This window comes from ANME-2 cluster archaeon, assembly GCA_014237145.1.
Taxonomy (GTDB): Archaea; Halobacteriota; Methanosarcinia; order Methanosarcinales; family Methanocomedenaceae; genus Methanocomedens_A.
The window spans coordinates 38,400-60,045 of the sequence record JAAXOC010000007.1; the positions used below are offsets into that span (position 1 = coordinate 38,400).

19 protein-coding genes and 2 pseudogenes are annotated in these 21,646 nt (G+C 43.0%); 6 read left to right on the top strand and 15 right to left on the bottom strand.

Annotated features, from left to right (window positions below):
- Nucleotides 1–272: 272 nt before the first annotated feature.
- Both HF974_01170 and HF974_01175 read left to right on the top strand, forming a co-directional pair.
- The gene (locus HF974_01170; protein MBC2696956.1) at nt 273–572 is read left to right on the top strand and encodes a hypothetical protein; all 300 of its coding nucleotides are present in this window, start codon (nt 273–275) and stop codon (nt 570–572) included.
- Complete coding sequence (locus tag HF974_01175; GenBank protein MBC2696957.1) at nt 569–754, top strand: hypothetical protein; 186 nt, start codon at nt 569–571, stop codon at nt 752–754. Before HF974_01170 ends, HF974_01175 begins: the two co-directional genes overlap by 4 nt.
- Before the next feature lie 247 nt (nt 755–1,001).
- Here HF974_01175 and HF974_01180 read toward each other — a convergent pair whose 3' ends face one another.
- From HF974_01180 to HF974_01220, 9 genes and pseudogenes are all read right to left on the bottom strand, one after another.
- Complete coding sequence (locus HF974_01180; protein MBC2696958.1) at nt 1,002–1,511, bottom strand: hypothetical protein; 510 nt, start codon at nt 1,509–1,511, stop codon at nt 1,002–1,004.
- The gene (locus HF974_01185; GenBank protein MBC2696959.1) at nt 1,508–1,792 is read right to left on the bottom strand and encodes a hypothetical protein; all 285 of its coding nucleotides are present in this window, start codon (nt 1,790–1,792) and stop codon (nt 1,508–1,510) included. The genes HF974_01180 and HF974_01185 overlap by 4 nt, the downstream gene beginning before the upstream one ends.
- A gap of 174 nt (nt 1,793–1,966) precedes the next feature.
- A pseudogene (locus HF974_01190) lies at nt 1,967–2,430 on the bottom strand (YbhB/YbcL family Raf kinase inhibitor-like protein).
- Between the two features lie 130 nt (nt 2,431–2,560).
- Entirely contained in the window at nt 2,561–3,313 is a 753-nt protein-coding gene (locus HF974_01195) for a hypothetical protein (GenBank protein ID MBC2696960.1), read from the bottom strand.
- Nucleotides 3,314–3,445: 132 nt separating this feature from the next.
- A complete protein-coding gene (locus HF974_01200; GenBank protein ID MBC2696961.1) occupies nt 3,446–5,749 on the bottom strand; it encodes a hypothetical protein in 2,304 nt (767 codons plus the stop codon).
- Nucleotides 5,750–6,562: 813 nt separating this feature from the next.
- Entirely contained in the window at nt 6,563–7,027 is a 465-nt protein-coding gene (locus tag HF974_01205) for a YbhB/YbcL family Raf kinase inhibitor-like protein (GenBank protein MBC2696962.1), read from the bottom strand.
- Nucleotides 7,028–7,158: 131 nt separating this feature from the next.
- Nucleotides 7,159–7,611: a hypothetical protein gene (locus HF974_01210; GenBank protein MBC2696963.1), complete on the bottom strand. Its 453-nt coding sequence runs from the start codon at nt 7,609–7,611 to the stop codon at nt 7,159–7,161.
- 45 nt (nt 7,612–7,656) lie between these two features.
- On the bottom strand, nt 7,657–8,988 hold the full coding sequence (locus HF974_01215; GenBank protein ID MBC2696964.1) for an ATP-binding protein: 1,332 nt from the start codon (nt 8,986–8,988) through the stop codon (nt 7,657–7,659).
- A 225-nt stretch (nt 8,989–9,213) separates the two neighbouring features.
- On the bottom strand, nt 9,214–10,545 hold the full coding sequence (locus HF974_01220) for an adenylosuccinate lyase (GenBank protein MBC2696965.1): 1,332 nt from the start codon (nt 10,543–10,545) through the stop codon (nt 9,214–9,216).
- 186 nt (nt 10,546–10,731) lie between these two features.
- Here HF974_01220 and HF974_01225 point away from each other — a divergent pair, with 186 nt between their 5' ends.
- Nucleotides 10,732–11,775: a hypothetical protein gene (locus HF974_01225; GenBank protein MBC2696966.1), complete on the top strand. Its 1,044-nt coding sequence runs from the start codon at nt 10,732–10,734 to the stop codon at nt 11,773–11,775.
- Nucleotides 11,776–11,838: 63 nt separating this feature from the next.
- Here the strand turns inward: HF974_01225 and purL are convergent, their stop codons facing one another.
- The 5 genes from purL to HF974_01250 all read right to left on the bottom strand — a co-directional run bounded on the left by purL (nt 11,839) and on the right by HF974_01250 (nt 18,558).
- Nucleotides 11,839–13,983, bottom strand: coding sequence for a phosphoribosylformylglycinamidine synthase subunit PurL (gene purL, locus HF974_01230; GenBank protein MBC2696967.1), 2,145 nt, complete (start codon nt 13,981–13,983; stop codon nt 11,839–11,841).
- Nucleotides 13,984–14,023: 40 nt separating this feature from the next.
- Nucleotides 14,024–14,584, bottom strand: coding sequence for a CBS domain-containing protein (locus HF974_01235; GenBank protein MBC2696968.1), 561 nt, complete (start codon nt 14,582–14,584; stop codon nt 14,024–14,026).
- A 108-nt stretch (nt 14,585–14,692) separates the two neighbouring features.
- Nucleotides 14,693–14,935 (bottom strand): hypothetical protein, encoded by a 243-nt coding sequence (locus HF974_01240; protein MBC2696969.1) that lies wholly within the window; start codon nt 14,933–14,935, stop codon nt 14,693–14,695.
- 15 nt (nt 14,936–14,950) lie between these two features.
- Entirely contained in the window at nt 14,951–16,117 is a 1,167-nt protein-coding gene (locus tag HF974_01245) for a hypothetical protein (protein ID MBC2696970.1), read from the bottom strand.
- A gap of 101 nt (nt 16,118–16,218) precedes the next feature.
- Nucleotides 16,219–18,558 (bottom strand): U32 family peptidase, encoded by a 2,340-nt coding sequence (locus HF974_01250; protein ID MBC2696971.1) that lies wholly within the window; start codon nt 18,556–18,558, stop codon nt 16,219–16,221.
- Between the two features lie 338 nt (nt 18,559–18,896).
- Here HF974_01250 and HF974_01255 point away from each other — a divergent pair, with 338 nt between their 5' ends.
- Nucleotides 18,897–19,280, top strand: a complete 384-nt coding sequence (locus HF974_01255) for a DUF1828 domain-containing protein (protein MBC2696972.1) — start codon at nt 18,897–18,899, stop codon at nt 19,278–19,280.
- A gap of 348 nt (nt 19,281–19,628) precedes the next feature.
- Nucleotides 19,629–19,934, top strand: a complete 306-nt coding sequence (locus tag HF974_01260) for a hypothetical protein (GenBank protein MBC2696973.1) — start codon at nt 19,629–19,631, stop codon at nt 19,932–19,934.
- A 65-nt stretch (nt 19,935–19,999) separates the two neighbouring features.
- On the opposite strand, the gene HF974_01265 is transcribed toward HF974_01260, so the two are convergent.
- Nucleotides 20,000–20,566 carry an HD domain-containing protein gene (locus tag HF974_01265; protein MBC2696974.1) on the bottom strand — a complete coding sequence of 189 codons (567 nt, stop codon included), beginning with the start codon at nt 20,564–20,566 and terminating at the stop codon, nt 20,000–20,002.
- 228 nt (nt 20,567–20,794) lie between these two features.
- Here HF974_01265 and HF974_01270 point away from each other — a divergent pair.
- Nucleotides 20,795–21,469 (top strand): annotated as a pseudogene (locus HF974_01270) (hypothetical protein).
- The last annotated feature ends 177 nt before the right edge of the window (nt 21,470–21,646 follow it).

Below are 21,646 nucleotides of genomic sequence, written 5' to 3' on the forward strand. Positions count from 1 at the left end.
GAAATCCTCCTTTACCAGAGTTTACTTTTCAAGTATTAATGCTTTTTTCCCCTCAACCGCTCAAACACGCCTTCCACCTGCGCAACCGCAGTCTCGATATCCCCCTCGGCATTCTATAAGTCGTACCCGCCAGAGCATGACAATAGATCAACCCTTACCGCCTTGATTAGCTTTTGCACTAAAAGGAAACCATTTCAATTCATGTCCGGAAAAATAAAAAAAGCACTTAATCCAAAGAAAATCAGATAAACAATCGTATTCTATTAAATTACATGACATACGGTGTGGTTTCCTTGCGAATTGCACCGGGCATGCTCAAAGAGATTAACAGACTGGCACACGAGGAGCATGTGAAATGCTCTACCTTTCTGCGTGAATTGCTGGACAAAGGTTTGAAAGAAACAAAGATCGAACATGCGGCCGAACAGTACAAGCAAAGTAAAATCTCAATTGGTAGAATGGTTGAGATAACCCGCCTATCGCGGCATGAGCTTTTTAAAGAGTTGAAAGAACGCGGGATCAGCGTGCATTATTCAAAAAACAGACTGCTAAGAGAGATCAGTGATCTATGACAGTAGCTGACACCGGTATTCTGATCTGGCTTGCCCGGTACAATAAACTCAAGTTACTAAAAGACCTGTACGGAAAAATAGATATTTCAGCCAAAGTGTTCGAAGAAGCTGTAACGGCAGGAAAATTAAATGGATACCCTGATGCAGAAATATTTTCTAAATGTATAAAATTATGCGCTTAAAAGTTCGGGAACTTTAGCTTTATCAGACTCCGCCCACCAGTACCATCCACTGCCGGGTCCAGAACTCTCCCTATACTAATCCCACCGCTTCAGGCACCATAATATCACCGTTCCCGAGCACAAGCTTGATAACCACAAACCAGGGTGGGATGTGGGTATGGTCGGTGATTGCAGTGCCAGTGGGTGTAGATAGGTGCAACAAGTAGTATATTTAAATGTGGACTAAGCTAATGGTAAAAGCACAATATTACAGGTCATTACTGTTCAAAATGTAATCCGCATTTGAGATTATTACTTTATCTTTGTCTTCTATTTCATCAATCAATGCTTCCACTTCTTTGGATGTGAGGATGTCAGTTACTATCAAAGACTTAAGAAGCATGCTCAGATCAATGAATTTAATATCATAATGGTCACAAACTTTCTTGGCAGCCGTATCATTTGTAACCAAAACGCTGTCCCGGTGTTTGCAAATGGATATGCATTCCAATTCACCAGGTCCCAACTTTCGCCGTTCATCACGCAGTTTTTCTAAAAAACCTAGTTCTTCTTGTCTAAGTAGTGTGACTTCGAATATCCGGGAGTCTGTTATATGATCAACGAACTCATATCCACAATCCTTTGCTTTGAAAAGTTCATTATTGACAGAGGTTGGAATTGAGAAGTCTGCACCAGGGAATAACTTTTCCAAAAGGTCAAGCCGTTTTATCTTGCCAAATGTGCTGAGAACATCAGTATCAAAGACTAACGATGTCATTTTCTCAACTTATTAATCAGTTCAACGCCTTCGTCAAGCTCTTTTTTACTTCTTGAACCCACCTCTCTGCGAATGCCCCTACTTACAAGAATATCTTTAAATTCTATGGTTGATACACCTACCATTTCAGCAGCTTTACCCATGGATATTTCACCTTCTTTGTAAAGTTCTATCACTGCTGAGGTTTTCAGTTCAGGTCTGACATTTAGTAAAGTCCTGAATGCGTCTTTTATTGCTTCATTGAGATTTGCATAATGTCCATCCCTGACCAATGCCTTCATTTCCATTTCAATTGTTGCAGGCAATGCAATCATTTCTGGCATTTTTATCACTGTTCCATATTTGGTTTTCTGTATTATATATCATTGCATGTATGGGTTTTAGCATTGTAATTACAATGCATGGGTGAAATAACAGTTCGTTTTACTGGGAATTCCTGAATTCACTAATGCTTATCAGCGCCCGTATTTCCCTATCATCTCTCCCTGTGCCAGGATGTGCCCTGACATGGCAGCCTCGAGCTGGGATTTGGTAGCCCCGCTCTTTAAGCTGATGTAGTATCCAGGGCATATACCTTGAAGAAATACCTGTGTGCCTTGCCCGGTGGCGGGCAGGGTCCGTTATAGCCGATCCTGCCAAAGTCATTATTACCTTGCAGGCTGCCGTCGTCCAGGGTCTTGTTCTTAGGTACCGCAGCGGGCAGTCCAGTGCTGTCGGGAGGTATGTTGTAGATCACCCAGTGGACCCAGGTTTTGCCGGGGGCGTCGGGGTCGTCCACTATCAGGGCGATGGACTGTGTGCCTGCGGGTACGGCCTCCCATGTGAGTGCAGGGGAGCGGTCCTCCCCATCACAGGTGTATTCGACTGGCAGGCTGGTGTCGGCTTTAAAGGCATCTGAAGATATTGAGATTTGCTCCATTATGGTCTCCTCTTCTGTTTGGTTGGATATACATCCTGAAAATAATACCAGTAGAGCGATAATCAAGAAGACCCTCAACAGACAACTCCTCCAAGTAAGTATTATGGGCTCCTTCTACCGGTTCTATACCTCATGCCACATATTCCATAAATCCTTTCGATGTGTACGAAACAGGTTTCCCATCTATGCATCCATTGACATCATATGTGCCGGTCAGTTCCCATATTACCAGATATTTGTCAACTCCGACCTGTACTGGAATCGGTGTGACATCTTCGGTCATAAAGCGAATACTCATGCTGTTTTCACCATCATTGGCATTGAGGACCGTACACATTGGAAACGAATTGTTCCGGAGTTCAGGTATTTGAGGCAGTTTTGCTATTCTGGAGTGCTGGATCTGTATCCCCTTATCCTCAAATCTCGCAATTATCTTTTTATTCTTCCATATATTCAGGACAGCCCCCCTTGATTTGGTATGCTCATTGTCGGTAACATTCCCAAAGCAAAATGCATATTTACCCACATCATTTCCATCCAAGTGGTTCTTGCTCTCGGTCGCCTGTCCCCAGTCCCATCCGATATCGTCCTGCCACAGCCAGTAACCCCAGTTGTGATCGTGGTAACCTTTTGTGTTTTTCAGTGTATATGTCTTTTCAAGTGCCGTTCCTTTCCTGGTGGTAAGTGTACCTGTTACTTTCATCATTGGTGACGCAACCAGCCAGTTGATCACCCTGTCCGGTCCATAGGGCGGTTCATAGGATGTATTAAAAAGCGGGGCTGGCTCAGTAAATGGTTTAAACATGGCATCGAAAACCGTCTGGCTATCAGCAGATTCGACATGTATACTAAACCGTATATGTTTTTTGTAACTTTCTGCCACAGAGAACACCGAGATGCTTTTTTGCCCCTAAACTCCTCTCTCTGTGCCCTCTGTGCCCTCTGTGGCAGTCATACAAAGTTCCAAATTATACTTGCGGAGAAGTATAAATTAAATATATCTAACTTTAATATTTTATGTTTCTAAAATATCATCAGATGTCACCATTATCCAGTATCCTTTACCAGGTTTAAAAATGGTCAAGTCGTTTCCAAAAGGCACAGATGGATCATACTTTTTCCACTGATCTGTAGTGTTGCTGGCATTATATGCCCAAACGATACTGTAATTGCCACTGATTGAAGATAGAGCCTCAACTACTGGCTGACTATCAAGAGAATTGTAGCCGATAAGGTTCCAGCTGATCTTTAAATCAATATCAGTTGACTCTGGTATAGTACCACTTATGGGCAATATGTCATCAGATGTCATCATTATCCAGTATCCTTTACCAGGTTCCATATTTATCAGGTCGTTTCCAAAGGGTACACCCGGATCGTACTTCTTCCAGTGGTCAGAAGTGTCGCTTGCGTTATATTCCCAGATTATGCTGTAATTGCCATTGATTGGAGACAGCAATGAAGTTATTCTAGTGTCTTCTGGCATCAAGGGTAGAGAAATCAGGTTCCAGCCAGTGTATAGATTAAGAGTTGTACCTGATGCTGGTAGTGTTGTTGCTGTATAGTTTGCCATTTCGTCATAGACGGTATTGCCTGCTGCATCACTTGCTGAGATATTCACAGTGTGGGTTCCGTTAATAGCTATTATAGTTCCCATCCATATGTCATCTCCATCATTGTCACTTAGAGGCAGATCGTCAGCTGTTACAGCTGTTACTTCGACATTATCCGTAGCATTTACGGTAACTAAAATATCATCACCGATATTCGGATCAGTCGTATTCAGTATAACAGAATTGATCACTGGATATGTGATGTCAGGGTCAGGGTCAATTCCATTCCACGGTTCCATTAGTGGATATTGATCCTGGGCACCAGCTGTGCCGCTGATGTTATATGGTGTATCACCAATACCATCGTTGTCTACATCTTCTCCATTATAATCCTCCCAGTAATTACCGCCTGAAGGATAACCATCATCCCATGAATTGGATTCACCATTATCATAAGCATTGTATTTATGATTATTTTTGAAATTGTTATGATAAATTAAGTTATTTAAAGAAGAATCAAGACGAATTCCATAACCATTTGTCGAAATATTGTTATTCACAAGTATTGATTTTTTAGCCCTGATTAGATAAATTCCATCATCAGCACTGTTTGTAACACTATTATTTTCTATTGTCACCATACCACCTGTACCGGCTATCTTACAATAGATTCCATCGCTGGAAATGCCAACATTATTATCTATCTTGTTATTCTTTAAAGTGGCACTCTTTTCTTCAGCAAGACTGATTAAAACTCCAGAGCCAGTATTGTCAGTAATGATATTGTCTTCCACTACAGCATTACCAGTAGCGGCACCTCCACCATAGATAATCCCGCCGCCATTTCCATCTATTGTACTGTTTCGAATTGTGAAGGCTTTTCCAGATTTGAAGTAAATACCTGATCTGGTATTATCTGTGATTGTAACATTCTCAACATTCAAATCTGAAGAATCTGCATAAAGCCCATAGCTACCTGAACTCCCAACACTGGAATCAGCAACAATAGACTCTGTTCTTCCACCGCGCAGATAAATGCCATACCGCCCGCTGCTTGTGACAGGATTATTTTCTATTGTCATTAGTCCGCCTGAATGTGCTATATAAACAGAAATCCCGTCACTGTAGCTGCCAGCATTATTATTGATCTTGTTATTCGCTACAGTGGCACTTTTTCTTTCAGCAAGACTGATTGAAACTCCGGAGCCAATATTGTTAGTAATGATATTGTCTTCTACTACAGCATCACCAGTAGCACTTCCACCATAGATAATCCCGCCGCCGTTTCCATCTATTGTACTGTTTCGAATTGTGAAGGCTTTTCCGGAATAGAAGTAAATACCTGATTTGGTATTGTCTATGATTGTGACATTCCCAACATTCAAATCTGAATAAATTGCATAAAGTCCACTGCCACTGGCATTTGTGATTGTAAATCCATTAACAATCACATCCGATGAACTTAATTTAATACAATTACCGCTTCTGTTACCATCGATTATTACATTAGCTTCATCTTGTCCTAATAATGTTAAAGATTTGGAGATTATTATATTCTCATGGTATCTTCCATTGTACACATAAATAGTATCTCCCGAAGAAGCAGCATCTACAGCAGCCTGTATAGTATTATAATCTGCAGGACCGTCATCATCTACTGTTATTACAGCCTCGTTGACTGGAAATATTGTTGCACTCGCACTTCCCGCAAGTAAAAAAATGCAAATAAATGCAATTGATAGCAGTATTGTATTTCTTTTATTCATATTTTAGTATCCTCCTTAATCTGTAAATTAATCTATAAACTGTGGTTTTTCGAGTGGTATTGAAACAGGGTCAACAGATGTATTGTCAGTATCATTAGATCCTGTAAACTGGGCGGTATCGTTACTGCTTTTATTCACAAAGTTTTCATCAGTTTTTTCCTGAATGGGGGATTTCGTAATTCAAGCTGATGTGGCAAGCACAAGAATGGCTAATATAAGAAGGGCAAGCCCGATTCTCAAATATTTCATATATAACTCCAATCTCCCGATTTTTTCGCATCCACTTTATAGTCATTCACTCACAGCGCTGCCGCGCCAGTCGTTCCCGTACAAATACCAGTCAGCAGCGTCGATATCCAGTTGTGAATTATGCTATTCCCGATACTTCTCACATTCTTTGCAAGAATATACTTTACACTACAACTCCTCTTTTTTTTCCATCTCACATCCCACAATGGAATTCGAATTATGAAATTGCGTAAATCCTGTTCTGAATATTTGATAAATCATAAAAACTCAAGGCACATTAATCTTTTGATTTTACCATAATATATTTATAAAATTATATCAACAATTTTATATGAACATGGTAAAAGACCAACAATGCCCGAAGAACACAGAGACTTTTTATTACTTACTGGGACGATTCAGAAAACCGCAGAGAGCGCGGAGGCACGCAGAGAAAAATAACAACACTCTGCGTCCTCTGCGGTGTATCTTTTTTGCCGCGATTCATTTATCTAGAATAAATTAAAAGTCTCAGAACACAATCGTAAAAGAATGACCCCCGGTTCGCGGCAGCTACATACTCAATCAGCGTTCGTATTTTCCTATCATCTCTCCCTGTGCCAGGATGTGCCCCGACATCGTGGCCTCAAGCTGGGATTTGGTAGCGCCGCTCTTTAAGCTGAGTGTAGTATCCAGGGCATACACTTTGAAGAAATACCTGTGTACCGTGCCCGGCGGCGGGCAGGGTCCGTTATAGCCGATCTTGCCAAAGTCGTTATTACCTTGCAGGCTGCCGTCGTCCAGGGTCTTGTTCTTTGGTACACCCAGGGGCAGTCCAGTGCTGTTGGCAGGAATGTTATAGATCACCAAGTGGACCCAGGTTTTGCCGGGGGCGTTCGGGTCGTCCACTATCATGGCGATGGACTGTGTGCCTGCGGGGACGGTGTCCCAGGACAGGTCGGGTGATACATCACTGCCATCACATGTGTATTCGGACGACAACATACCCCCGTTCTCAAATACGTCTGACGAAATCGATATTACATCCATATTTATCTCCTCCCCCACAGTCAATTCAACTGGCTCACTGGCTATGCATCCTGAAATAAGTACCAGCAGCACAAGAATAAAAAATATCCTCACGATGAAATCCTCCCTTACCAGACTTTCCTTTTCAAGTATTAATGCTTACCCTTCAACCGCTCCACCACAGCCTCAACCTGCTCCACAGCAGTCCCGATATACCCCTCCGGGTCCATAACACCCTCAATCTCCTCAGCACTGATAAACTCAGTCACCTCAGGCTGCGACATCAGTACCTCCTTCATATGCCTGCCCGACTCGCGGGCCTCCATGGTACTGGTCCTCACAATCTCATGTGCCTCCTGCCTGCCCAGAATCCGCTTAGCCAGCTCGATCATCACAGCCTCAACCATGTTCAGCCCTCCCATAAGTTCCAGATTGCGACTGATATTCTCATGATAGAAACGCAGGTTTGCAATAATATCCTCAGCCAGTTTCAGGATATGGTCTGTCAGTACGCAGGTCTCGGGAAAGATCACACGCTCACTTGAACTGTTGGTCAGGTCCCGCTCATCCCACAGCGTATTGTTCAGCAGTTCAGGCTCAACCATTGCCCTGACTATCCGGGCCAGACCGCATACCTGCTCACTCTGAAATCAATATAACACACTTAGCATCCAGAACCAGATTGGGCGCACATGAATACGTATCCCGTCCTGTATAATATCATCATATTCACTATCGGTCAGTATCAAACTATCTTCAAGTCCATATTGTTGAGCTGCATCTGACAGAGCATTGATCTCTCTTTTTTGAGTTTTAGGATCTGCAAGTGATTCTGTGACCTGTATGGCGTTGGTTATGTCCAATCCTTCTTTTATTAAAAAATCACATTCAACTCCAGTTCTGGAATTTTTGTGGTAATAGATATCGCTGTTCCTTCTTTTAAGTTCAATAAACACGGTATTTTCAAGGAGACGACCATAATTCCTGGAAAATCTGAATCCTGCTGAACACGCAAGTCCAGTATCTAAACAGTATGTTTTTGACTTGGTTTTGATCTGTTCTTTATAAGAGTATGAATACTGTCTTAAATAGAAGAAAAGATACGCCTGTTCAAGGTCAAAGAGGTATTCCTGTATAGTATTAACAGAAGAATTGAATGTCTTTGCCAAGTTGTTTATGGAATATGTCTTTGCAGTGTTTGTTGCCAGAAATATTGCCATTTCTTTTACCAATCTGGCATTCCTTATGTTAAAACGCACAACTATATCCTTAAATATTATATTTTCAATATATTCATTCAGCCTGCCATATGGCTTTGTTTCATCAAGGAACTCCGGTATTGAACCAAAATCTACATACATATTGAACAACTGTTTTATCTCATTTTTCTGAGATTCAAGAGTGAAATATGAACTTGCGTTTATTTTCACATTATGATAGTGGAGATATTCTCCAAATGAAAAAGGATATACAGTCAATGTTGAGGTCCTGCCTGTCACTAGTGTCCCAAGCTCCTTTGACAATAGTTTTGAATTTGAACCGGTTATGATGAATTTTATTTTTACTTTTGCATCCCTGTCATATTCTGTTCGCAAGAAATGTTCAAAACCCCCTATATTCTGTATTTCGTCTATGAAAAAGTAGATATTCTTTTTTGGATTTATATTCTCTTTATACGTTTCAAGTACTGCACTTAAAAGTTCAAGTGAATGGTGGGGATACAGCCTGTAATCCTCAAGATTCAGGTATAATACCTGTTCTCTGCCGATCCCTTTCTCTATCATCTTACTGATTGTCTGTTTTAATAATACTGTTTTTCCGGTCCTTCTTGGACCTGTTATAATGGTTATTGATTTTGAATAGAGCAAATCTTTCATCCTGACCATGTAATGCTCTCGTTCGATATACTCTTCATTAGTAAAATCTTTGAACCAGTAATTCTGGTCTCTCAGGATTTCAAATATCAGGCTCTTTTTAAGCATCAATATCACATAGCAACAAAATTATTTAAACTTTATCACTATACTGATATATTTAATTTTGATTTGCATCACCATAGTGATACAAAATATGATAAATCATATCAACATAGTGATATGATTTGAAAAACCTTTATGTGCAATAAATAGATATTCATCTGCAGTTAGTTTTCTATTAATTGTTATGCAGCAGACTATACTTCATCACTCGCTGTTTCATATTAATGCCTACCCCCTCAACCGAACCACCACAGCCTCAACCTGTTCCACCGCAGTCCCGATATACCCCTCCGGGTCCATAACGCCCTCAATCTCTCCAGCACTAATAAACTCAGTCACCTCAGGCCGTGACATCAGTACCTCCTTCATGTGCCTGCCAGACTCGCGGGCCTCCATTGCACTGGTCCTCACAATCTCATGCGCCTCCTGCCTGCCCACACCCCGCTTTGCCAGCTCGATCATCACAGCCTCACCCATATTCAGCCCACCCATTAGCTCCAGGTTGCGCTTGATATTCTCAGGGAAGAACCTTAGATTTGCAATAATACCCTCAGCCAGTTTCAGGATATGGTCTGTCAGTACGCAGGTCTCGGGAAAGATCACACGCTCGCAGGAACTGTTGGTCAGGTCCCGCTCATCCCACAGCGTATTGTTCAGCAGTTCAGGCTCCACCATAGCCCTGACAATTCTGGCCAGACCGCATACTTGCTCGCTCTTAATAGGATTGCGCTTGTGAGGCATGGTGGACGAACCCACCTGCTTCTTGCCAAAACTCTCCTCTATTTCTGCGATCTCGCTGCGCTGCAGAGAGCGGAATTCCACGCATATCTTATCCAGGGTAGTGACCGTGTTTGCCATCCACATCACAAACTCAGCATGCCTGTCCCGCTGTATGATCTGGGTGGACACCTCCACACTGCCCAGGCCCAGGTATTCCATAGTACGCCGCTGTACCTCAATACCGTCCGCTCCGAAGGCAGCCTGGGTACCTACAGCACCCGTCATCTGTCCCACTGCGGCCCTGGGCTCAAGTTCGTCCAGCCTTGTGAGGTGCCTGTCCATTTCGCTGGCCCAGACTGCGAAGCGCAGACCGTAGGTGGTAGGCACTCCTATCTGCCCGTGTGTCCTGCCGACACAGACCGTGGTTTTGTGCTTATCTGCCATTTCAACAAGAGCATCCCTGACAGCTATGGTCTTGCTGCGCAGCAGGGCTATACTTTCCTTTATCTGCAAGGCAAGCTGGGTATCAAGCATATCATTGGAAGTGGCACCGAAATGAACCCATTTACCTGCTGTCCCACACTGCTCTGACATTGCCATGACCACAGCCATCATATCGTGGTGTATCTCGTCCTCTATCTCATTGACCCGTTCAAGTTTCACACAATCCACTGCTGCTGCAATGGTATCGGCCGCATCCCCTGGTATCATGCCCACATCAGCTTCAGCCCTGGCCAGGGCTGCCTCTACCTGGAGTAATTTTATAAGTTTAGATTCCTCACTCCATACCTGCTTCATTTCAGCAGTACCGTAACGAAATTCAATTGGATGTATTGCCATTTTTCCTTCACCTGCAACCGGATAACGTGGTTAATTAACATAAATGCTGTCCATTAACAAAAAAATCACAGGAATAGCCGATGATTTATATGATTAGGTTTATAAAGTACTACTGCCAAATTTGAAATAAATTTTATCATAAATATCTACAATTTCAAGTCTGAAAAAAAATATTGACGTGAAATCATGAGGAAAATAAAATTATCTTTCATTTTCATCACAATCATGCTGTGCTTTGTTTCTTCAGCCACAGCCGATGATTTACCCAGTGTGACCGCCCTGTTCCAGTTGACCAATAGTTCGATGGAGGAATATGACCCTTCCTGGTCCCCTGATGATTCGGAGCTCGTCTATACTGTGGACGGGCGCTATGGCTATGAATTGTGGATTATGGATCTGGACGGTTCCAATCAGGTTATGCATCTCCAAAGTACTGATTGGCTGGGCCAGTCCGACTGGGGAGAAAAAGGAATACTATATACCTCCCAGTATTCCTTCAAGCGCGACCGCCACCATGACATTTGGATCGCCGAAGGTGAAGGTGTCATACCCAGGCAATTAAGCATCAACAAAACCGACCAGCAGAACCCTTCCTGGAACCATAACAATACGAAGATACTTTTCCAGGGCAGGGTCAACTATGATCATGAGATCTGGACCATGGAGCCTGATACTTCAAACATCACCAGGTTGACCTTTTACCAGGCAATAGTCGAGAAACCAACATGGAGTCCTGATAGTTCCAGGATTGTTTATTCATTCAATGGCGATCTCTGGGTAATGAACGCTGACGGCTCTAATAATATCCAGCTTACCAATGACAGTTATGAACAACTCGACCCGGCATGGAGTCCCTGCGGAAAATGGATCGCCTATTCCTCTAATGAGAACGGCGATTTTGACATACGTATTATCAGGCCGGACGGTAATAATAATACGACCCTGATCCAGGAATCCAGGGACCAGACCCAGCCTGACTGGAGCCATGACGGTACAAAGCTGGCATACACCACGTACCAGGACCTGAACTTGGATGTATGGGCTGCAGCCATATATATAGATCCTGAAAACTACACACCACCCACGCCCACACCATTAAAGACCCAGATCGTGATAGATGAGGAGGCAGAAAGCAACATTTCCAGATTGGTGATCCTGGGAGGCGCAATTGTAATCCTGGTCATAATAGTATTTATAAGCAAGATAATTAAGGGAATGAGAAAAAAGTAGATAAAGGAATTAATTAATATTAATTAATATTAATTAATTTTAATTAATTTTAATTAATTTTAATTAATCCATCATAAGCCGGGAGAGACTGCTCCTGGCATCTTCGATTTCATCATTTGACAAGTTCAGGTTACTATTGCGGGTTATAATTGACAGACTATTCCCGCTTGTCTTTCCAAGTACTGTACAATCAATACCTGACATCATATCCAGCACTTTATCAGGTTCACTGGTGGTGATGACCATCCTGCCGTATGACTCCGAGAACAGGGCATCATCGTCCCTTGCACATATACCTGTAATATCAATTTCTGCGCCTATCTGTTCAACCATCTCGCACAGCGTAACTGCCAGCCCGCCGTTTGATATGTCATGAGCAGATGTTATAAGACCTGCTTCCACGGCACGTATCAGTGTATCGATGACAGTATCAATATTCTCAGGCAATCCGGGCGTAACGCCATTGTTGTCCAGCCCAAGCATGGAATAATACTCACTTGCCCCAAGCTCGTCCTTTGTATCACCCACAAGTATCACGGTCTCATCCGGTTGCCGGAAGGTACCTGCAGGAATGGTCCCCAGGTCCCTGACCCACCCGACCATGCCAATGCTTGGTGTGGGTGCAATGGCACTCCCAAACTCGTCACTCTCATTGTAGAAAGATACATTTCCACCTACCACAGGCGTCTTCAATTTCCTTGCAGCATCGCCCAGTCCCAATGATGCCTGCTTGAACTGGTAAAATATCTCAGAGCGCTCAGGGTTCCCGAAGTTCAGGCAGTCCACCAGTGCTATGGGTCTGGCTCCCACAGCAGCAAGGTTCATGGCATTCTCTATAACTGTACCAGCCCCGCCGTTGTAGGGGTCAGCCTCAACATGGGCAGGATTGCAGCCGCAGGACAGGGCAAGTCCCTGGGTATCATCAATGATCCGCAGTACACCTGCGTCCATACCCGGCCTGATCAAGGTGCGCAACTGCACTTCATGGTCATACTGCCTGTATACCCACTCCTTGGAAGCGATATTGGGTCTGGCGAGCAGTTTTAAGATGATGTCCTTTATATCTTCAGACACGGGCGGTTTTTCAGCATTCCTCTCAACAGCAGGCGGTATAAAGTCCATCTCGGACGTGGGTGCGCCGCCGCACAGGAACAGTATTGGCATATCTGCTACTATTTCGCCCTTATACTTAACCACATACTGGGTTTCCTGTGTGAGTTCACCTATCAGGTTGGCCTTGAGGTCGTATTTGTCTGCTATTGCCAGCACCTTATCTACATTACCGGGCTCTACTTCCAGTACCATGCGCTCCTGGGATTCTGATATCATTATCTCAAAAGGTGTCAGGGTCTCATCTCTCAGGTGAACATTATCAGCAATAATATGAGCGCCCAGTTCGCCATTGGCTGCCATCTCGCTGCTGGCTCCTACCAGACCTGCGGCTCCAAGGTCACGACATGCCAGTACCAATCCCATATCAATGGCTTCAAGAGTGGCTTCCATGACAAGTTTCTCTGCGAACGGGTCGCCTATCTGGACACTGTGCCGTTCCTCTGATTCCGATTCCTCGCTTAAGTCCCTTGATGCAAAGGACGCACCGCCCATCCCGTCCCTGCCAGTGGACGAACCCATTAGCACCAGCTTGTTGCCAGCCTTCTGGGCAGTGGCAGTAACGATCTTATCCTCGCGGGCCAGGCCTACACATACCACATTCACCAGAGGGTTACCGCTAAAACTTTCATGGAAATATGCCTCTCCCCGCACCACAGGTACGCCAATACAGTTCCCGTACCCTGCAATGCCCATTATCACATGCTCGAAAAGATACCTGTTCTTTTCATTGTCGAGCGGCCCGAAATACAAGGGGTCCATCAGGGCTATGGGCCGTGCACCCATGGAAATGATATCCCGCACGATCCCACCCACACCTGTGGCTGCACCATTATAGGGGTCAACATATGATGGGTGGTTATGGCTCTCCATCCCAATGGCCATTACCCAGCCGTCCTCAAGGCGGACAATAGCGGCATCGTCCCCTGGACCGATGATGACCCGCTCACCTGTAGTGGTAAAGGTTTTCAATATAGCTGAGCTGGAACGATACGAGCAGTGTTCGCTCCACAGGTTCAAAAAACAGCCCTGTTCAACTTCGGTGGGCTCCCTGCCCAGTCGCTCGGCAATCTTCTTATAATCATCCTCAGGTAACATTTTAGGTCTCTCTTGTTCGTGTAAAATTATTGTTCAATTGTTATTTCTTATGCACAAGTCTCATAACATCGTGCTGGGTAACCACACCCACTACCTTGCCCATATCCATCACAAGCACAGCCGGGCTCTGTTCAAGCAGGTGTGAGATGATACTTACAACTGTATCCTTTGAGACAGTGGAAAATGAACTGCCCATAATATCACTGACCTGCATATTGGATAGTTTATCAGTATCGCTTTCGGTCATGTAATGAACAACCGTATCAGAAGAGATGCTGCCCACCGGTACACCGTTCTCTATAACAGGCACCTGGGAGAAACCTTCACTCTCCATGATATCAACAGCTTCTTCCACAGACGAACCTGGATTGGTATGTATCACAGGAGAATGCATAATATCCCCTGCCAGTATCCTCTTTTTTTCAGTGATATCAAAAGCATCGAATATCTTGGTCAATGTAGAAAGCCTTGGATCCACATCACCTGCTTCGATCCTGGCTATCAGGGGCTGGCTCACACCTGCAAGTTTGGCAAGTTCGTTCTGGGTCAGGTTGAGACCGACCCTGCGCTTTTTTATATCTCCAGGCGTAGGTAGGAACATGGTCATACACTTCTTTGAAAAGGATAAACAAAATATATAACTCAGGGTAATATCAATTTATCGATATTGATATTCCTGTATCGTACAGTATGAATCAGGTATTCACAGTTAAGACTTTTCCATCCGGATAATTTCGTACATTCCCCCCCCATATAAAATAATACTCTTCTCAAATCCGATCATGATCATTTCAATGCTATTATTCTCGGATTCCAGTTCCACTATCCTTTCATGTGTCCTGTTGGTCATGTTCATCTCAACTGATCTGTCATCAGACTTTAATCCCTGGTCGTAGGCTTCTTCAAAAGCTTCTCTTGAAAAACCCACAATATTTTCCATATAATTGAACATTGTACCGCTATACCACTATTCGTTCAAACCCTGGGCAGCCTTAAATTCCTGGTAGGCCTCAAACATTATCCGGTCGAGTTCCTCTATCCTCTTTGGTTCTGACGATTCTATATTACCGTCAGTATCCACTACAGTAACGATAATTCCAAACCGATCAGCAGCTGCTTTATCAGCAACGGACACTAATCCGGTATCATCCTCTTCGGAAATGTAATCAAGGTTCATGTTTGCGAGTTGCTTGAATCCCACCTCAAGTTGCAATTCTGGTGTGAAGGAGTGTATGACTTCCACCTTTCCTTCCAGGTTGCTCTTATAGGTCTGGTACATATGCCGGCTCTGCCTGTACCCTACATATATTTCCAGCAGTGTTACACCGATCATGGAATTCTCATGTTTTCCCACAACAAGATCGCTGATGATCTTTTGCTCGCCGTCATCAGTATGCATGACCAGAAAACCGGACTCCTTTCCCTCCTCATTGGAGATCTCAACTACCTTAAGCAGGCACTGGCCAATGGTCATATCCCGGGTAGGTAATATCCGGTCAAAATCCTTCACAGTCCTTGAGAACTGGCTATCATCGTAGTTTCCTACCCCCTCCCGGTTCAATATATCCAGGACCTTAGCACCCTGGATACCCAACAGATTGGACTTTATGCCATACTGTTTTTCCTTTTTCAGTAGTTCTTCCAGCCTGTCTTTGGCATCCATATGGCGCTGAAGCCTGCGCCTCACCAGTATATCTTCATCAGCAATGATCTCGATCTGCTTTGGTTTAACCCCTATTTGGTCTGCCAACTTTGATATCTCATTGAATAAGTGCTCTTCACCTAGTTCCATTACATCAAAGACATCTTCAATGATGTAATTGAGCTTATCCAGCATTTTCACATCCACATATATGGGATCATCCCCATCAAAGATCGGAAGCTTGCGCCGTTCTACAATCTCCTGTTCCATTTTATCTGTTATATCCTTCCGGATAATTATTACTGGCTGGGCAGAACGTGCCCGTCCCTCATAGATGGCACCAACATTCTCATCTGCCATTCCGACACTGAGAGTGGTCTTGCCGCCACCCTGCGGACCGGTAAGGTACAATATAGGATTATCTGCCAGTTCCTTTCTAAGTATCTCGGTCAATTCATCTTTTGTGTGTTTTGATGTGTCAAGCACGTTCAATGGAATTACCCCTTGGGATTTTATGGTCTGGTAGCTTGTAGAGCTTTCCTGTAATTAAGAATAACGGTCTTCATTTAACAATAAATTCGCGAAAAATACTTTCACAAAACACCCTTGAAATAATGCCCTGAAGTAGATTCACTGCCACAGTGGCCATTGGTCCTGTTATCAATAGCCTTCCTGTAAAGTCCTGTCAACTTTCCAGTAGTTTTCCGGTCATACATTTTAGCCTCAATTCTCAGGCAGCTGACACCTGCTTGAATCAGTTCAGGAATGTGGTCGAGCATACACAGTTCCCTTGAGTTAATAATATAAGTACGTCCATCCCCATCGGTTCTCACCTGAAAAGTAAAACCTTTTACATCTTCCAGCAGGGCATCATGAATTTTATCATCAGGGAACAGCTCTCCCAAAAGATCATGTTCAGATACCATTGTAGGGATAAAACCGTGAACGATACATTCCACCATACCATGGGGAGCTATCTGTTTTATTTCATCCAGTGTAAGCTCAGGCGAAAGAGTTACCCTCTGGCATTGCTCCAGATAATGAGCCATTGCAAGCCTGTTAAAAACATTAAGCGGATAGTCAATGACAAGTGACTTTTTACCAGAGTCAAGAAGATTATGCAGGACACCCGTGTTTGCTATAAGAAATCCAGTGTGGTCAGGGAAGTAGTCAAATCCTTTTAATTTTTTAGCTATTCTCGGTGTACCGAGATAGACTTCCACCCCTTTTTCCTTACCATACTCAATGGCAAACCGGTAATCTTCTGTTGTGAGCAAATGCCCTGTGAAATTTTCTTCACCGAAATAAACCACATCCGCACCGCTGTCAACTGCTGCCTGAAAAGTTTCCAGGGAGCAAGTATTTACGGACAGGAGGGTGGGGAGGGATTTATTTTGTATCTTCTGGCCATCGAAAATAATCCCGGGTTTGCTGCATGTTCGTTTCCAGTTCTTTGTACGTTCTTTTTCAAGCCTTTTAACGGCTGTCCTGCGAAGAGTATTTAGCTGGGAAATTGGGATAAAAATATCTGCTTCCAGATTGACCTTGATGTTTTCGGGCTCAAAAATGGTATTGCCAAGTTTCTTCAACTGCCGGATTATAGAATCTTCTGATATCCGGCCTCCCTTTGCACGCTGTGGAACATCTCCGGTTTGCATGACCTCGTTCTCGCCGTCTGTAATACAAAGTGCTGCCGGTTCCCCATGTTTTGCTGTAAATGACATCTTGATGGGAATTCTTTTCATGACATCTTTAATCCCAAGAGATTCCATAAGCCTGAAATCATACGTCTTTAAAACGGTCTCATTTCTGTAAACGGTCTTTTCCATGGGTATTTTAACTGTTGCACAGGCAGGGGTGCTTTCCACACCCTGGTTATTGATGTACATACTTCGTACCGTAGTTCCTGTTCCCCGCCCCTGGGTGCCGATTCCATCGCCTATCCTTAATGGATGCTCGATCTGTATGTAGGCAAATTTCCTTTCCCAGTCGTATTTGACAACCTGCCCGAGATACGTTCCCTGGTTATGCGGCTGCTGCCTGCTCATTAAATTGCTGCCGGGATTTCCAAAAAAATACCCTTGTGTAAACCCGCGGTTAAAAAGCTGGCGCAGTGTGTGCTGTTCATTATAGGATACATGGAAATCGCCTGGGTTTTCAAGATATCTCTCTATAAGATTCCTGTAAATTCGTACCACACCTGCCACATATTCAGGGTGCTTCAATCTGCCTTCTATTTTGAAGGAATCAATACCTGATTCTATCAGGTGTCCGATGTGTTCGCTTATGTTGAGGTCCTTTGGACTCAGGAGGTGGCCCTTTGCTCCATCAATTATATATTTCCTGCGGCAGGGCTGGGTACAGTAGCCGCGGTTTCCGCTTTTATCTCCGATCATGCTGCTGAAAAGACACTGGCCAGAGTATGAAAAGCACAGCGCACCGTGGATAAAGACTTCTATCTCGGTGTTGGTTTGGGATTTTATTCTCCTGATCTCATCAAGGGAAAGCTCTCTTGCGAGCACTATGCGTTTTACTCCCATTTTCTCAAGGGATTGTACACCTTCTATATTGTGGATGGTCATCTGTGTACTGGCATGGACCGGAAGCTGGGGGAGCTGGTCTTTTAATAATCGCAGGATACCGATATCCTGTACAAGGACTGCATCTGCTCCTGCATTGCAGAGGAATTGCAGGTATTCGGAGGCTTTTTCGAGCTCTTGATCCTTGATGAGGGTGTTGACTGTTACGTATGCTTTAACTTTGTTAATGTGGGCGTAATCAATAGCCCATTCAAGTTCATCATGGGTGAGGGCGGCATCATGCCTTGCACTTAAAGTTGGTCCGCCGAAATATACGGCGTCTGCTCCGTTTTGAATTGCTGTGATAAGGGCTTCTTTGCTTCCGGCTGGTGCTAATAGTTCGGGTTTGTGCATTAGGGTGTTATAGTAATGTGGGGCGTTAAATAGGTAATGGGGATTGTGTTGAGCGAATGAATGACCCCGAACTTTGATATCGGTTAAGTCCAGGTCATTAAAATAGATGTTCAGAAATAAGCTTCAAGATTAATTATATTTTTTATTTTCAATTAGAGGTGTAATCCGATTAATTTCGTTCTGCTATCCAAGAGGTTATATCATTATCCGATAATCTGTGATTGTTGAATATGTTATCATTGTTAGTGCAAGCAGTAATATTGGTACTCATTGCAAATGATTGAATGTAATTTTAAGGGTGATCATTATTTCTTAAATAATTTTAATTAGGGGGAGATATGGATCTTAAATCACTTGAAAAGGAATTAAGGAAAAAGGTTTGTAACGAAATTGAATTATTCCCTAAAGGTAAAGATAGGTTCGTAATTTCAGCTCCATTTACATTTGAAGATGGGGATTTCCTGAATGTGGTCCTTAAAAAGAATGGGGCTGGGTGGTATTTCACTGATGAGGGGCACACTTTCATGCATCTATCTTATGATGATCTAGACTTTGAGAGAGGCAAAAGGAAAGAAATCATTAATTCGGTCCTTAAGGCACACTATCTTGAAAACGATAGTGGAGAATTGAAATGTACTGTTGAAGATAATTATTTTGGAGATGCATTTTATACTTTTATCCAGGGACTTATCAAGGTAACAGATATTGTAGCTAAAATTTGATTACATTTAAATTTCTACTGTATAATCACAATTAAAATCCATAATGTCCGGTATCTGTGTTCATCTGTGTTTATCTGTGGTTATCTGTGGTTAATAATGAAATTGAAATAATCCCAGCCTGCTTCCTTTCTGCACTCACCCGAGTGACAATTCCTAGTGTTGCTGCCTGCCACCTGACTTGATGTACTGGAAGTAAGGCGCGGGTGGGGCTGCTGAAGGTGATGTTTCGGCAGGACGCTTGCTGGAATATGTAAAACGCTGGAGAAGGGAGTTTATCAACGGCTCACAGATGTTGCCACAACACTTATTACTTATAAAAATGTGATGAGTTTAACAAGGAGGATTTCCTTGTTCAAACAAAAAATTGAAGATAAAAAGTTTGCGAAACTTGTAGAAGCACTGAAAGAAATTCATAAAACAACAGATATTAAGATGATCCCTGTTTTTGATAACTGGTTAAAAAACAAGCCAGATGATCCATCACCAAGCGATCTTGACGATCTTGAAGCTTGTATTAATCCCACAGATAAAGCACTGAAGGGAAATGATACTTATAAAGTCGCACGTTGCTTAGCGTGGTATATCGTAACAAAGTATTTAAAAATCAAAGAATTTGAAAATATTAAATTGACAGTAACTTTTGATGAATCGTAGCATTGTTTACAAAGCTTTGACCTTTTTGATTCCACTTACTAAAAACCGGACATATTCATCCCCCTCTACTCCAACACCTTTGCAGTCCACATATCAGCCCAGTGCAACAGCAACAGCAGCGTTTCTTCCCTGTGCGACACAGACCTCCCCTCAGGTACATACATCCCATCATGGTATGCTATAGCCTGGGCTTCTTCATCACTGAGCGGCACATACCTTGACACCAGATACAAACTCCTCAATGCCTGACCCATTGAGACGAGTTCCGTGTTGATGAAATATTTCCCCGTGGCTGTTCCATTCTTTACCTCAGGGACATAATACGGTTTGCCCGGCATACCGACTTTACCCACATCGTGGAACAGCCCAACAATGATGCATGATTCGTCACTGATATGAGGGGCCAGAGTATCTTTTATGCGAAGTAGTGTTTCTGCCACCCCTACGCTGTGCTGTAACAGACCGCCTTCTATGTTCAGGTGATATTTTGTACTGGCCGGACTGGTCAGCCAGGTGGTTTCGGTGTGGAGCATGTCCACAAACTCCTGTACTGCGTGTTTTCTTTCTGTTACTTTGCCGAGCAGTGATTCATAACGCTGCTGTACGGATGTGGGGTTATTTTCTTGAGACATATAAAGATTGTTTAGATTTTATACAGGATATAGATTTTGAAGACAATTCTCTGCTTAATGAATAAATAACACTAATCATCAAACAGCAATTCCCGTTAAGATTGTAAACGCATGCAGCTAAAGGGTTACCTAGGATTACGAATTTATACTTTCGTAGACATTGTATGTAATATTGAGTGATAAAGCTAATAATTTAAAGTAATTATTAGCAATCTTCAAATTATATGGATGGAATTATGTATGCGTGAAAAAATAAAACTTAGAAAAAATCTGAACGCTGATGCATTATTCAGCCTTGTTCGTTCAGATTTTGAGAAAATAAAAGACCATCGGTCAAATAACACCAAAATATCGCTATCCGATGCACTTATGTCGGGTTTTGCTATGTTTTCGCTCAAAGATCCTTCTTTGCTAGCTTTTGAAGCGAAACTATCTGAAGATACGAACTTAAAGCATATCTACAAGATAAATAACGTACCTTGCGACACTCAGATGCGCACAATCTTAGATGAGGTTGACCCAGCTGATATAGAGCCTTCATTCAACAATATTTTCCGCGAGCTCCAACGTGGGAAAGTTTTGGAACCACTGATCTTTATGAACAGTTGCTATTTGATTTCTATCGATGGTACAGGTTATTTTTCTTCGAATAAGATTCATTGCGACTCTTGTTGTACAAAAACAAACTCAAGAACAGGGGAAATCACCTATCAGCATCAAATGTTAGGTGCAGCAATCGTTCACCCTGATATCAAGGAAGTAATACCGTTAGCACCAGAGCCGATTATCAAACAGGATGGAGAATCGAAAAATGATAGCGAACGCAATGCAAGCAAACGTTTTTTGAAGAAATTAAGGAAAACGCATCCGCATTTGCACCTTATTGTAACAGAGGACGGATTAAGCTCAAATGCCCCGCATATTCATGAATTAAAAAAACATCAAATGCACTATATTTTAGGAGCAAAAAAAGGCGATCATGCTTTTTTGTTCGATTATGTCGATTCTGCTGCTAAAGACGGTTTAACGACAGAATTTCAATATGAAGATGATGATGTTGTCAATAAGTTCCGTTTTATC